We start from the raw sequence: 13,471 nt of genomic DNA, 5'->3' as shown, positions 1-13,471 counted from the left end.
CCTCAACTTGACGCGACGGCCTCTCGATCCGCCCGGCCGTTGCGGGTGACGTGGGCGGTGAGCTCGGTACGGGAACGCAGGCCCAGCTTGCGGTAGACCGCGGACAGGTGCCGCTCCACGGTCTTGCGGGAGATGAACAGCGCGGCGCCGACCTCCGGATTGCTGAGCCCGCGGGCCACCGCCAGCGAGACCTGCAGTTCCTGCGCCGTGAGGTCGTCGAGCCCCGACGTCCTGGCGGTGGCCGGCACGGCCACGCCCGCGGCGGTCAGCGCCGCCTGGGCCTGCCGGATCCAGGGCGTGGCGCGAAGCCGCTCGAAGGTTCGCAGCGCGTCGGCCAGCAGTTCGCCGGCGCGGGCCGGCTGCCGAGCCCGCCGGCTCAGCAGGCTGTTGCCCCAGCACAGGAGCGTGCGGGCCCGCTCGAACGGGACGTCGACCCGGGCGTGCCGGCTCATCGCCTCCTCGAAGTGCTCGTCGGCCGCGTCGCCCGAGGCGAGCAGCCCGCGGCACCGGGCGGCGGCCGCGGCGGGCCAGGACAGCCCGGTCCGGTCCGCCTGCCCTTCGAGATCGGCGTGCCTGCGGAGCGCGTCGTCCCGCCGGCCCGTGCGGATCAGCACCTCGACGTAGTCGGCGGCCCACGGCACCGTCAGCGGGCTGCCCAGCGAGATCTCGTCCACCTGCGCGGCGAGCCGGTCCAGCGCCCGGGCCGCCGCGCGGAAGTTGGATCTGCCCAGCTCGAACCGGCCGCGGATGGCGTCGGCGTAGGCGGTCATGCAGTCCACGCCGCCCCGCGTGCCGAGTTCCTCCGCCGCGCCCGCCATGGCCAGCGCCGCCTCATCGCCCCGGTCCGCCTGGACGTTGCCCAGCCGCGTCATGGCGAACGCCTCGGCGCCGAGCTGGTCGAGCTCGCGGCCCAGCCGGACGGCCTCGGCCGCGTCGGCGGCGGCGATCGTCCAGGAACCCGTCCAGTGCGCGATCTCGCTGCGGCCGGCCAGCGCGTCGGGCAGGATCAGCGGTGCGCTCGCGCTTCTGGCGGCCTCGATGACCTGGTCGATCAGCTCGATCGCCGGGCCGAACCGCTCGCACCAGGTGAACGACTGCGCGGTGTGGCACAGCGCGGGCAGCGCGTGCGGGTTCGCGCGCGGCGTCAGGTCGAGCACACCGCGGTCGAGCAGTTCGAGCCCGCCGGCGACGTCACCGTTGAGGATCATGGCGTGCGGCGCGAGCGGCCAGGGCAGCCGGCGGCTCCGCATCTCCTCGACGCTCAGGTGCTTCAGGGCGTTGACCGCGGCGACGGCCGCGTCGGGGGGACGGCCGCCCATGGTCTCCAGCAGGGCCAGTTCCAGGTGGATCTCCGCGGCCCTGCCCGGATCGGACTCTCCGATGTGCCGCAACGCGTCGGCGAAGACCGCGCGCGCCTTGTTGATCTGGCCCGACCACATGGCCGCGCGGGCGTACTCGGTGCGCGCGTCGGCCCGGACCGCGGCGACGTCCGTGGCGGCGTAGGCGTCCCGTACCCAGCCCTCGACCAGGTCCAGCCGTCCGGCCGCGCGGGCGTCGGCCGCCGCCAGCAGGAGCCGTCTCGCGCGGCCCTTCGCGGACCCGGTCAGCTCGGCGGCGCGCCGGAGGGTCCGGGCGGCGGTGAGGTGACCGCCCGCGTGACGCGCCCGCCCGGCCGCGTGCTCCAGGCCGCCGGCGATCGCCTCATCGGGCGTCCGCGCGCTCGCCGCCTGGTAGAGCACCCTCACCTCGTCCGCGGCGGTGGCGGCGAGCGCGTCGTACGCACGCGACCTGGCCCGCGCGGACGCGGCGTCGCTGATCGCCGAACGCAGCAGCGGATGGCTGAACTCCACCCGCCCGCCGGTCAGGCTGATCAGCCCGGCGGCGGCCGCGTGCTCAAGGCTCTCCGGAGTCCGCACGGCTCTGGTGACCGCCGCCAGGTCCGCGTCGACGGACAGCGCGGCGATCAGCAGGGCCTCACCCGTGTCGGCGTCGAGGCGCGCGACCCGGCTGGACATCAGTCCGCGCAGGGCACGCCCACCGGCGAGCGTCTCAGGTAAGGCCACATGACCGCGCAATTGCCCGGCCGACAGCGACGCGACCAGCTCACGCACCGCCAGCGGGTTGCCGTCGGCGGCGGCGGCGAGTTCGGCCGCCACCCGCGGCTCGATGCCGATCTCGGCGGTCAGCGCCGCGAGGAGCGCGTGGCTGTCCGTCGTGCTCAGCCTGGGCAGCTCCAGCACGGGCAGGCCCGTCGCCCGATGGTCCAAGGCCGGTTCGTGGGTTCGCACCGTCATCAGCAGCGACGCCGCATGCTCGGTGAGCCGCCTGCCGACGAACAACAGCCCGTCACGCGACATCGGGTCCAGCCAATGCGCGTCGTCGACCGCGATGATCAGCGGGCGTTCCTCCGCCGCGAGCGTCACCAGGCCGTGCACCGCGGCGAAGATCGCGTACGGGCTGGCCGCCGCGGGCCGTCCCCCCGCCCCCCGCACCGCCCGCAGCGCGTTCGCCTGCGACTCCGGCAGCCGCCCCAGCTCGTCGGCGAACACGCCGATGAGCTCGCCCAGGCCGGAGCCGGCCAGCTCGACCTCCGATTCCACACCTTTGATGACCACGACCCGATGCCCCTGCGAACGGCCGACCGCGTCCAGCAGGAGCGCCGTCTTACCGATGCCCGGCTCCCCGCTGATCACCAACGCACCGCCGCGTGCCAGCCTCGCGTCCTCCATCAGCCCGGCGACACGCGCGCACTCCGCCGTCCGCCCGACCAGCCCTTCCATGACCTGCCGCCCCATCACCGACCCCCCTGCGGAAGCGCGTCCTGCCCAATCAAAACTGGTCAGGATCAGAACTCGATGAGAACCAGAACAGCGTCTCGCCGAACATGTACGGGCTTCGTGTTCAGTCCCGCCCCGATGGTCGCCCCACGACTACGGCGCGCACATCCGGGCAGGCACGGACTTTCCCAGCACCGCGGTGCGAGGCGGTCCGGGCTGAGGCGCCCTGGTGGGCGGGTTGTCAGTTCGGCGGGGGCGTCCGGTAGGGGCGGAAGAACGCGCGGAGTTCTTCGGCGTACAGGTCGGGTTCCTCGAACGGCGCGAAGTGCCCGCCGCGCGGGGGCTCGGTCACGCGGACGGCGTTGGTGGTGCGCTCCAGCCACGCCCGCGGGGGCCGGACGACGTCGCCGCGGAAAAGCGAGAACCCGGACGGCACCTCGACCCGGCGGGCGTGCTGGGCGGGCGGAATCGCGGCGTTCGCGTGGTACATGCGCATCGACGAGCCGATCGTCCCCGTGAGCCAGTAGAGCGTGACGTTCGTGAGGATCTCGTCCTTGGTGAAACTCCGTTCGACGTCTCCGCCGCAGTCGCTCCACGCCCGGAGCTTCTCGACGATCCAGGCGGCGAGCCCGGCCGGCGAGTCGGTGAGCCCGAAGGCGGCGGTCTGGGGTTTCGTCCGATGCATGGCGGCGTAGGCGCCCTCGGCGGCGCCCCAGGCCGCGGTGCTCTGAAGCCAGGCGCGCTCCTCGGCCGTGAGCTCCGACGGGTCGCCGGTGAAGACCGGCAGCCCGCCGTCCATGCGGTGGACGGCCACGACCCGGTCGGGATGGTCGAGCCCGAGGTAGCGGCTGACGTGGCTGCCGAGATCGCCGCCCGCCGCGCCGAACCGCTCATGACCGAGGACGCCCATGAGCTCGGCCCACAGTCCGGCGACGGCGATGGAGTCGAGCGGCCCCGCCGGCGGGGCCGTCGGAGTACCCGTAGCCGGGTATGTCGGGCACGACCACGTCGAACGCGTCGGCGGGGTCGGCGCCGTGGGCGCCCGGGTCGGTGAGGAGCGGGATGACCTTCGCGTAACGCCAGAACGAGTCCGGCCAGCCGTGGGTGAGGACCAGCGGCAGGACGGGCCCGGCCGGTGCGACGGCCCGCGCGTGCACGACGTGGATCCCGAGCCCGCCGGCCCGGACGCGGAAGTGCGGGAACCGGGCGAGCTCCGCCTCCCGCGCCGGCCAGTCGAACTCGTCCGCCCAGTAGGCGACGAGCTCGCGGAGGTAGGCGAGGTCGGTGCCGAGCGACCATCCGGCCTCCTCGGGCGCGTCCGGCCAGCGCGTCGCGCGCAGCCGTGCGCGGAGGTCCTCAAGCGCCGCGGGGTCGGTCTTCAGCGTGAACGGCTCAAGCAGGCGTGGCGTGTCCGGCATGGCACTCACCCTACGCACGACGCCCTGCCGCTCATGACAGCGCGCGGGCCGCGGCGGTGTCAGGACGGAAAGGTCACGCGGAAGTCGGATCTGGTGGGGCAGCGGCGGCGTCCCGAGAGGCGCAGGAGCAGGAAGCGGACGTCGTGGCGGAGCCGGCGGTCGGCGTTGCGGAACGTGCGTCCGCCCGGCGCCTGGTCGGCCACCGGCAGGGCCTCGCCGGCGGCCAGCCGGGAGAGCAGGTCGGCCAGCACCAGCGCCGCGCGGTGCATTGACCGGCTGTACAGCGACTCCTCGTGGTCGCCCGGGCCCATCGGCGGGCGGACGACGGCGAGCACCGGGCCCGCGTCCAGCTCGGGGGTCACGAGGTGCAGGCTGGCGCCGATCCCGTCGTAGTCGGCCTCGTACAGGGCCATGAAGAAGCACTGGTTGCCGCGGTAGCCCGGCAGGACGCCCGCGTGGACGTTCACGGCGTGCCCCGCCCTGGCGAGGATCTCCGGCCGGATGATCGAGGTCCCGCAGACGACGGTGACGTCCGGCCGCCACCGGTCGAGGGCCTCGGCCGTCTCCGCCGCGTTGATCCACGGCGGCCTGACCGTCGGAAGGTCCGGCCACTCCGGTTCCAGCGCGGCGAAGTACCGGCGGCGGTGGCGGCGGTACCCGAGGAGCCGCTGCCGCCACTCGTGCACGACCCGGGCGCGGAGCCCGCGCCGGAACCCGGCGTCGCGCAGCCGCCGCTTCTGCGCCTCCCCCGTCTCGACGACGACCCCGGCGAGACCGGGCGACCGGGCGAGCAGCGCGGCGAGATACCGGTGCTGCGGACCGTCGGCGCACAGCAGAACGACCCGTGGCGGCAGGGCGGAAGGCGCTAGCCTCAGAGTCCGAGCAGGCACCGGGCCGCTGACCTCCAGCTCGCGAAGGACGTCCCGTGAACGCAGCCGAGTTGTTCCCGCCCCGATCCGCCGGCGTGCGGCCCGCGGACTTCGCCGGAGAGTACTCCTTCAGCCACGACGGCTGGCCGGGGACGCTCACGCTCCAGGTCCAGGGCGGGCGCAACCTGCGCGGCACCTACCGGGACGAGCGGCTCGACGGCACGTTCACCGTCATCGGCAAGATCGACCCCGCGGCCCGGCACCGCGTGGTGCTGACGATCCAGGAGTTCAACTGGCTGGACGAGCAGCGCTTCACCGGCCACCTGTTCACCCGGGGCGCGCGCGGGATCGCCGGGACCACGCTGTGGAAGGACGAGCCCTTCGGCTTCCTCGCCAGCGTGGCGCCGGTGCTCGAACCCGACGTGTACCGCACCGGCGCCGCCGAGCCGGGCGACTTCGCCGCCGAGTACGACGTGGTCCTCGACGGCCTGCCTGGGGTCGCCGAGCTGGCGCACGCGGGCGGGCGGGAGCTCACCGGGCGGCTGTCCTGCGCGGGCGTGGAGGTCGCGCTCCGCGGCGAGGTGGGCGCGGACGTCCCGTACGCGGTGTCGCTGCGGCCGTCCGGCGACCCGCGGGTCGCCTCGGTGCGGTTCTCGGGCCACCTGTTCAGCAGGCCGAAGAGCACGATCGCGGGGACGGTCGAGGGCCCCGGCGGAGCCGCCGGGTTCTTCATGCGGAAGCGCTCCTGACGGCACCGGCACAGGCAGCGGCGCAGGCGGGGGCGCAGGCGCAGGCAGCGGCGCAGGCGCCGGGCGCTCGCGGTCAGGCCGGTTCACAGGTCAGGGTGAGCGTCCACGACAGTTCGCCGGAGTCGGGGACGACGGCCGCGTCGCCCGGTCCGCACAGCCCGATCTCGCCGATCCGGCCGACCATGGGCTCGACGCCGAAGTTGCGGTAGGGGGCGCCGTCCGGCCAGCCTTCGAGGTTGCGCCAGATGGCGATGCTCGCGGGCGCGCCGTCGACGTCGAGGACCATGTGGAGCTGCTCGGCGCCGTCCCGGACGGTGATCCGGTCGAGGTCCGCGAGCGTGATCATGAGCGCGGTGCCGTGCCGTTCGCGGATCTGGCTGAGGTCGACGCCGTCGAAGACCGGCCACGGGAAGTCGTGCACGCCGCCGGCGCTCGGTCCCGCGACGACCGCGGGATGCCCGCCGGGGGCGACGAGCCGCGCTCCGGGGCCGAGTTCCAGCAGCGCGTGGGCCGCCCAGATGAACCGCCAGCCCGGCTCGGCGCTCACCCGGTACTCGGCGGTGACGGTGTCGTCCCGGGTGGTGATGCGGCGTTCCATGACGTAGCCGTCGCCGTCGACGGCGAGCCGGTCGCCCCGCTCGTACCAGGGACGGGCCCAGGCGTCGCCGTGGTCGGGCGGGCCGCCGATCGTCGGGATGCACTCCTCCAGGCCGCCCGCGTCGACGAACGCGTCGCCCGGCTTGACCGCGGAGCGGCCGGGCGCCTCCCGGTACCAGAGCCACTCCCGGCCGGACGACGAACGGAGCGAGGTCCATCGTCCGCCGTGCTCCGCGTCCACCACGACCTCGACCATCGATCCCCCGTAAGGAGCGTGCGGCTGATATTGATGTTGCTCTCGCGCGCCGGTTAATTTATCGGCACGACGACTTCCGCGGGCAGTATTCGCATGGCCAGGGAAAGGTATCGAATGGCGACGTATGTCGAGGTTCCGCTGCCCGAAGGGGGCTCCCTGATCGTCGAGCAGGGCGAGGAGGAGGGCGGCATCGTCCGGGCCGGCCGGGTGCGCGACGTCGCCGACATGGCGACGGAGACCTTCGAGGCCGCGATGGACCGGCTGCGCACCGCCGCCGAGGCGGTCAACACGAAGATGCGGAGCCTCCAGCAGCCGCCCGCCGACATCACCGTCCAGTTCTCGGTGAAGCTCGGGACCGCGGTCGGCGTCGTCATCGCCAACACGAGCGCCGAGGCCAACCTGACCGTCACCCTCCGGTGGGAGCCCGGGAAAGAAGCTTGAACGGCCGGACGCTCCATCCGTCGATCGCGCGCATCCACTCCGAGCGCGGCGCGGTGATCGGGACGGGCTTCCTGGTGGGGCCGCGGCACGTCCTCACGTGCGCGCACGTCGTCGCCGCCGCGCTCGGCGCGAGCGACCGGGCGGCGGAGGCGCCGGACGGCCCGATCCTCGTCGACTTCCCGCTGCTCGGGGTGTCGAGGATGCCGCTGGCCGGGACGGTCGCCGCGTGGTCCCCGGTGGCGGCAGACGGGGGCGGCGACATCGCGGGCCTCCTCCTTGAGGCGACCGCGCCCGACGGCGCGGAGCCGGTCCAGCTGATGGACGTGGAGGAGCCGTGGGGCCTCGTGTTCCGGACGTTCGGGTTCCCCAGGGGCAGCCGGGACGGCGACTGGGCGGGCGGCGTCCTCGCCGACGTGCAGGCCACCGGCTGGCTCCAGATCGAGAGCCGGCGCCAGACGGGGCGGCGCGTCCAGCCCGGCTACAGCGGCGCGCCCGTCTGGATCGAGGCGCTCCAGGGCGTCGGCGGCATGGTCGTGGCGGCCGACCAGGGCGGCGCCGACCGGGTCGCCTACGTCATCCCCACCGGGACGCTCGTCGCGGCGTGGCCGGAGCTGCTGGAGGAGCTGGCCGTCCCGCCGACGCCGTACCGCGGTCTCAACGCGTTCCGGCCCGCCGACCGCGACCTGTTCTTCGGACGCGACGAGCTGGTGGAGCGGCTGGTGGAGACCGTCGCGGCCCGTCCGCTGACGGCGCTCGTCGGCGCGTCGGGCAGCGGCAAGTCGTCGATCGCCAACGCGGGGGTGATCGCCCGGATCTCGGCCCGGCCGGACTGGCGGGTCGTGGAGCTGCGGCCGCGCCGGGACCCGTTCGGGGAGCTGGCCGCCGTCCTGCTGCCGCTGCTGGAGCCCGGACTGTCGCGGCTGGAGCTGCTGGACCGGACGCCGCAGCTCGCCGAGATGCTCCGGCACGGACGCACCGAGACGGTCCTGCGCACGCTCTTCCGCGACGGGCCGCCGAACCTGCTGATCGTCGTCGACCAGCTGGAGGAGCTCTACACGCACGGCCTGGCCGCGCCCGAGCAGCAGCGGTTCATCTCCGACCTGCTCGGCCCGACCACCGCGACCGCAGCGGAGCTGGGCGGACGGCTCCACGTCCTGGTCACGCTGCGGGCCGACTTCCTCACCCAGGCCATCGCCGACCCGGGGTTCACCGACGCGCTGCGCGGCGCGATCGAGCCGGTCGGCCCGATGCGGCGCGCGCAACTACGCGAGGCGGTGGAGGGTCCGGCGCGGCTCAGGGGCGTCCGCTTCGAGCCGGGGCTGGTCGACCGGATCCTCGGCGACGTCGGGGAGGAGCCTGGGCGGCTCCCGCTGCTGGAGTTCACGCTGACCCGGCTGTGGGACGAGCAGGGCCGCAGGCGCATGACGCACGCGGTGTACGACGCGTTCGGCGGGGTCGCCGGGGCGCTGACCCACTACGCCGAGCAGGAGTACTCCCGGTTCGGCCCGGACGAGCGCGAACGCGCGCGGCGGATCTTCGTGCAGCTCGTCCTGCCCGGCGAGGACAAGCCGGACACCCGGCGGCTGGCGGAGGGCGACGACCTGTCGGCCGAGGACTGGGAGGTCGTCCGCCGCCTCGCGGACCGGCGGCTGGTCGTGACGGGCGGCGACGCCGCGGCCGGCAGGACCGTCGAGCTGGCGCACGAGACGCTGATCCAGGAGTGGGCGCGGCTCCGCGAGTGGATCGCCGCCGACCGGGACTTCCGGATCTGGCAGGAGCGCGTCCGGGACGGGATCAGGCTGTGGCGGGCGTTCGAGGGCGACCAGGCCGTCCTGCTGCGCGGGAGCCTGCTCGTCGAGGCGGAGACGTGGCTGGCGGACCGTCCCGGCGAGGTGTCCGCGGAGGAGCGCGCGTTCATCGAGGCCAGCCGGGAACGGCAGGAACGCGAGGACGCCCAGTACAAGCGGCTGTACGAGGAGGCGATGGCGCGGCAGCTGGTCGCGCAGGCGGAGCTGGTCCGCGGCCACCGGCCGAACGACGTGCCGCTGAGCGTCCTGCTGGCGGTCGAGTCGCTGCGGCGGCTCCCGTCGTTCGAGGCCGACTACACGCTGCGGCGGGCCCTGGCGCTGATGCCGCTGCGCACCACGCCGCTGCGGCACGAGCTGCCCGTCCAGATCGTCGTGTTCGGCCCGGACGGGCGGACGATGCTGACGGCGGGCGACGACGCCGTAGCCCGCATCTGGGACACGGCGACGGGAGCGGAGCTGCTGAGCCTCAGGCATCTCAGCTACATCAGGACGGCGGCGTTCTCGCCCGACGGGAGCCTCCTCGCGACCGGCGGCGAGGACGAGAAGGCGCGGCTGTGGTCGCTGCCGGACGGCCGGGAGCTGGCGGTGATGCCGCACGACGCGTGGGTCGGCGCGATCGCTTTCGGCCCGGACGGCGCGGTCTTCGCGACGGGTTGCGACGACGGCCGCGTCCGGTTGTTCGACGGCGGCTCCGAGCCGTTCGCCCGGATGGAGCATGACGGCTGGGTGAGGTCGGTGGCGTTCGCCCCGGACGGGAGCACGCTGCTCACGGCGAGCGGGGACCGGACGGCCCGGCTGTGGGACACGTCAGGCTGGTCGGAGACGGCGCGGCTGGAGCACGACGCGGCCGTCCTCACGGCGGTGTTCGACGGTGCGGGCGAGCGGGTCGCGACCGGCGACGAGTCGGGGGCGGTCCGGATCTGGCGGCCCGGGACGGACCCGCTGGTCCTCCGGCATGACGCGGCCGTGAACTCGGTCGCGTTCGACAGCGCCGGGACGCTGCTGGCGTCCGGTTCGGCGGACGGCTCCGCCCGGCTGTGGCACACCGGGACCGGCTCGGAGACGCTTCGCCTCCAGCACGACGCGCCGGTCAGGTCCGTGGTCTTCGACGGCGGCGGGACGCGGCTCGCGACGGCCGGGGACGACGGCACCGGCCGCGTCTGGGACGCGCACCGGGGCGCCGAACTCGTGCGGATGTGCCACGACCGGGCGGTCCGCGCGATCCGCCTCAGCCCCGACGGCCGGCTCGGCGCGACCGCCGGGGAGGAGGGTCTCGGGGCGCTGTGGACGGCCGAGGCGCACGCGGAGCTGTACCGCTCGCCGTTCCCCGGGCTCACGGCGCTCGCCGCGGGCCCGGACGTGTTCGCCGTGGCCGGCGCGGACGGCGACGTTGCGGTGCGCTCGCTCTCGGACGGCTCCGGCGCCCGTTCGCTGCGGCTCGGCGAGCCGGTCCTGGCGCTGGCGTTCTCCGCCGACGGCGCGTGGCTCGCGGCGAGCGGGGCGGGCGGTGCGGTGCGCGCCTGGCGACTGTCCGGCGACGACGGCGGGATCGGGTCGCGCGATTTCAGCACGGCGGAGCCCGCCCGGGTGCTGGCGTTCGGCCCCGAGGGGACGGCCCTGGCGGGCGGAGGCGAGGAGGGCGCGATCCGCGTGTGGTCGTTCCCGGACGGCGTCCCGGCCCTCGACCTCGACCTCGGCCAGTACGTGAGCGCCCTGTCGTTCGCGCCGAACGGCGCCTCGCTGGCCGCCGCCGGCGACGAGAACACCGTGCACGTCTGGTCGCTCCCCGACGGGCTGCTGACCGCCCAGCACGTCTACGAGCACGAATGGCTCGGCGTCGCGGCGCTCTGCCCCGACCTGAGCCGGGTCGCGTCGGTCGGCGAACGCGGCCGGGTCCGCACCCTGGACCTCACGACGGGCAGCCCGCTCGCGGGCCTCGACCACGGAAGCTGGGTGACGGCCGCGGCGTTCAGCGCGGACGGCGCGCTGCTGGCGACGGTCGGCGAGGACGGCACCGCGCGGGTGTGGGACGCCGCCGGGGCGGAGGTCTGCCGGCTCCCGCACGACGGCCCGGTGGCGTTCGCGGCGTTCGCCGGGTACGGGAGCCACCTGGTGACCGCCGGGCGCGGGGAGGGCGCCGGGGTGTGGCCGCTGCGTCCCGCGGACCTGATCGCGCAGGCGCGCGGCCGGCTCCTGCGGGAGCTGACGCCCGCCGAGTGGCGCCGGTACCTGGGCAGCGAGCCCTATCCGGCGGAGTGAGCGGCCCGCGTGGGCGGGGCGGCGGGGCGGGGCCGGGTCCAGAGCCCGGCCGCCACTTGCGGAGCCGATCCAGCGGTTCCGCTCACAGCCCGGCCGCTGCCAGGGCGCGGGACATCGCGTCGGCGAGGGCGGCGACGTGCGGGGGCCGCATCAGGTCGTGGTGGTCTCCGGGGACGGTCGTCAGGCGCATCCCGCCCGTGGTCCGGCGCGCCCAGCCCGCGGGGTCGACGGGCGGGCAGGGCAGGACCGGGTGGACGCGGTCGGCCTTGAACAGGTGGATCCCGGCGCGGACACGGCCCGTCGGCCGGTAGGCGTCCGCGGCGCGTCCGTTGGCGGTGAACACGGCGACCATTCTGCGGACCGCGGCGAGGCTGCCCAGCTCGGGCACGCGGTCGGTCTCCACGGCGTGCCGGGCGAGCACCGCGAGCGCGTCCCGCTCGGCGAGGCCGTCGACGGCGCCCGCCTGGGCGATCAGCGCGTAGCGCCCGAGGTCGGACCGCGCGCGGTAGCCGGGGTCGAGTTCGTCCGCGCCGAAGACCCGCGCGTCGACGAGGCCGAGGAACGCGACCTGCTCGCCGTCGTCCTCCAGGAGCCGCGCCATCTCGAAGGCGACGTTCCCGCCGAACGACCAGCCCGCCAGGCGGTAGGGCCCGCGCGGGACCGCCCGCCGGATCCGCGCGACGTAGTGCGCGGCGATCTCCTCGACGGTCGCGAGGGGCGTCCGGTCGTCGGAGAGGCCGACGGCCTCCAGCCCGTGAACGTCCCGGTCGCCCAGCGCGCGGGCGAGGTCGAAGTAGCAGCAGACGTCCCCGGACTGCGGGTGGACGAGGAACAGCGGTGCGCCGCTCCCCCGCCGCAGCGGCGTCGGGCCGTCCGGCCCGGGACCGTGCCCCGCAGACCCGTGCCCCGTGGACCCGTGCCCCGCGGACCCGTGCCCCGCGGACCGGAGCGCCGCGCACATCCCCCGGATCGTCGGCTCGGCGAACACCAGCGGCAGCGGGACGTCGCGGCCGAGCGTCCGCGCCAGCCGGTCCACCAGCCGCACCGCGAGCAGCGAGTGGCCGCCGACCTCGAAGAAGTCGTCGTCGATGCCGACCGGACGGCCGTCGAGCAGGTCGGTCCACGCCCGGGTCACGTCCAGTTCCAGCCGGTCGCGCGGTCCCGTGGTGCGCGCGCGGCCGGAGGGTCCCGCCGAGAGCGCGGAGTAGTCGATCTTGCCGGTGCTGGTGACCGGGAGCGTTTCGACGGGCACGAGCAGATCGGGCACGGCCGCCGGTGGGAGGAGCCCGCGCAGGTGCTCGCGGAGGCGCGCCGCCGGGACCTCGGCGCCCGCCCTCGGGAGGTAGAAGGCGGCGAGCCCCGTCCCGCCCTCGGCGGGCTTGACCGCGGCGCGCCGCACGTCCGGGTGCCGTTCCAGCGCGGCCTCGACCTCGGCCGGCTCCACCCGGACGCCGCGCACCTTGACCTGGCGGTCCGCGCGGCCGAGGAAGCGCAGGGCGCCGCCGGCCGTCCGGACCGCGCGGTCGCCGGTCCGGTACATCCGGCCGCCCGGCGGGCCGAACGGGTCGGCGACCAGGCTCGCCGCCGTCAGCGCGGGCGCGCCCAGGTAGCCGCGCGCGAGCCCGGGACCGGCGATGTAGATCTCGCCCTCCGCCCCCGGCGGCACGGGACGCAGCAGCGGGTCGAGCAGGCGGCACCGCATGTTCCCGATCGGGCGGCCGATCGGGACCTCCTCGGCGCCGTCCCGGGACGCCTCGGCCCAGGTCGTCGTCATCGTGCACTCCGAAGGCCCGTACTGGTTGACCACCCGGGCGCCCGGGGCCAGCGCTGCGACCGACCGCACCAGCGTCCGGGTCAGCGCCTCGCCGCTCACCAGCACGTCCGTGACCGCCGGGAGGACGGCGCCGTGCTCGGCCCCGGCCTGGACGAGCGCCTCCAGCAGCGTCGGGACGACCGCGAGGATCTTCGTCACGCCCTGCTCCGCTGCCGTGCGGACCAGCTCCGCGGGTGTCCTCGGCCGGGCGGGGCCGGGGAACACCACCCGCGCCCCGGCGGTCAGCGTCCCGAGGATCTCGCGCAGCGAGGCGTCGAAGCCCGGCGAGACCAGCTGGAGGACGGCGTCCCCGGGGCCGATGCCCGACAGTTCCCGGACGTAGGCGAGGTAGTTGGAGAGGCCGCCGTGCGTCATCGCGAGCGCCTTCGGGCGTCCCGTGGATCCGGACGTGAACGCGACATAGGCGAAGGACGGCGGTGCAGGCGGCTCGGGAGGCGCATCCGGCAGGTCGGGGTCCGGCAGG

The 13,471-nt window shown here is 75.3% G+C and carries 9 protein-coding genes; 3 read left to right on the top strand and 6 right to left on the bottom strand.

What is annotated here, in order from left to right:
• Nucleotides 1-2: 2 nt before the first annotated feature.
• From ACH34T_RS02965 to ACH34T_RS02950, 4 genes are all read right to left on the bottom strand, one after another.
• A complete protein-coding gene (locus ACH34T_RS02965) occupies nt 3-2,795 on the bottom strand; it encodes an AAA family ATPase (protein ID WP_395990367.1) in 2,793 nt (930 codons plus the stop codon).
• A gap of 223 nt (nt 2,796-3,018) precedes the next feature.
• On the bottom strand, nt 3,019-3,687 hold the full coding sequence (locus ACH34T_RS02960) for an alpha/beta fold hydrolase (RefSeq protein WP_395990366.1): 669 nt from the start codon (nt 3,685-3,687) through the stop codon (nt 3,019-3,021).
• Complete coding sequence (locus ACH34T_RS02955; protein ID WP_395990365.1) at nt 3,668-4,195, bottom strand: epoxide hydrolase; 528 nt, start codon at nt 4,193-4,195, stop codon at nt 3,668-3,670. Before ACH34T_RS02955 ends, ACH34T_RS02960 begins: the two co-directional genes overlap by 20 nt.
• A gap of 59 nt (nt 4,196-4,254) precedes the next feature.
• Nucleotides 4,255-5,085: a formyl transferase gene (locus tag ACH34T_RS02950; protein WP_395990364.1), complete on the bottom strand. Its 831-nt coding sequence runs from the start codon at nt 5,083-5,085 to the stop codon at nt 4,255-4,257.
• A gap of 35 nt (nt 5,086-5,120) precedes the next feature.
• Here ACH34T_RS02950 and ACH34T_RS02945 point away from each other — a divergent pair, with 35 nt between their 5' ends.
• Complete coding sequence (locus ACH34T_RS02945; RefSeq protein WP_395990363.1) at nt 5,121-5,813, top strand: hypothetical protein; 693 nt, start codon at nt 5,121-5,123, stop codon at nt 5,811-5,813.
• 73 nt (nt 5,814-5,886) lie between these two features.
• Here ACH34T_RS02945 and ACH34T_RS02940 read toward each other — a convergent pair whose 3' ends face one another.
• The gene (locus ACH34T_RS02940; protein ID WP_395990362.1) at nt 5,887-6,666 is read right to left on the bottom strand and encodes a hypothetical protein; all 780 of its coding nucleotides are present in this window, start codon (nt 6,664-6,666) and stop codon (nt 5,887-5,889) included.
• Nucleotides 6,667-6,780: 114 nt separating this feature from the next.
• Here ACH34T_RS02940 and ACH34T_RS02935 point away from each other — a divergent pair, with 114 nt between their 5' ends.
• Nucleotides 6,781-7,107 (top strand): CU044_2847 family protein, encoded by a 327-nt coding sequence (locus tag ACH34T_RS02935; RefSeq protein WP_395990361.1) that lies wholly within the window; start codon nt 6,781-6,783, stop codon nt 7,105-7,107.
• Complete coding sequence (locus ACH34T_RS02930; RefSeq protein ID WP_395990360.1) at nt 7,104-11,174, top strand: trypsin-like peptidase domain-containing protein; 4,071 nt, start codon at nt 7,104-7,106, stop codon at nt 11,172-11,174. Before ACH34T_RS02935 ends, ACH34T_RS02930 begins: the two co-directional genes overlap by 4 nt.
• An 82-nt stretch (nt 11,175-11,256) precedes the next feature.
• Here ACH34T_RS02930 and ACH34T_RS02925 read toward each other — a convergent pair.
• A partial coding sequence (locus ACH34T_RS02925) for an AMP-binding protein (protein WP_395990359.1) occupies nt 11,257-13,471 on the bottom strand: 2,215 nt, incomplete at its 5' end.

The organism is Actinomadura sp. 9N215, assembly GCF_044326345.1.
GTDB lineage: Bacteria > Actinomycetota > Actinomycetes > Streptosporangiales > Streptosporangiaceae > Spirillospora.
This window is presented reverse-complemented; position numbering and strand designations above follow the sequence as displayed.

Bases quoted from the DNA above. Each gene is read 5' to 3' on its own strand.
- ACH34T_RS02965 (WP_395990367.1), bottom strand. From the start codon at position 2,795: ATGGGGCGGCAGGTCATGGAAGGGCTGGTCGGGCGGACGGCGGAGTGC.
- ACH34T_RS02960 (WP_395990366.1), bottom strand. From the start codon at position 3,687: ATGGGCGTCCTCGGTCATGAGCGGTTCGGCGCGGCGGGCGGCGATCTC.
- ACH34T_RS02955 (WP_395990365.1), bottom strand. From the start codon at position 4,195: ATGCCGGACACGCCACGCCTGCTTGAGCCGTTCACGCTGAAGACCGAC.
- ACH34T_RS02940 (WP_395990362.1), bottom strand. From the start codon at position 6,666: ATGGTCGAGGTCGTGGTGGACGCGGAGCACGGCGGACGATGGACCTCG.
- ACH34T_RS02935 (WP_395990361.1), top strand. From the start codon at position 6,781: ATGGCGACGTATGTCGAGGTTCCGCTGCCCGAAGGGGGCTCCCTGATC.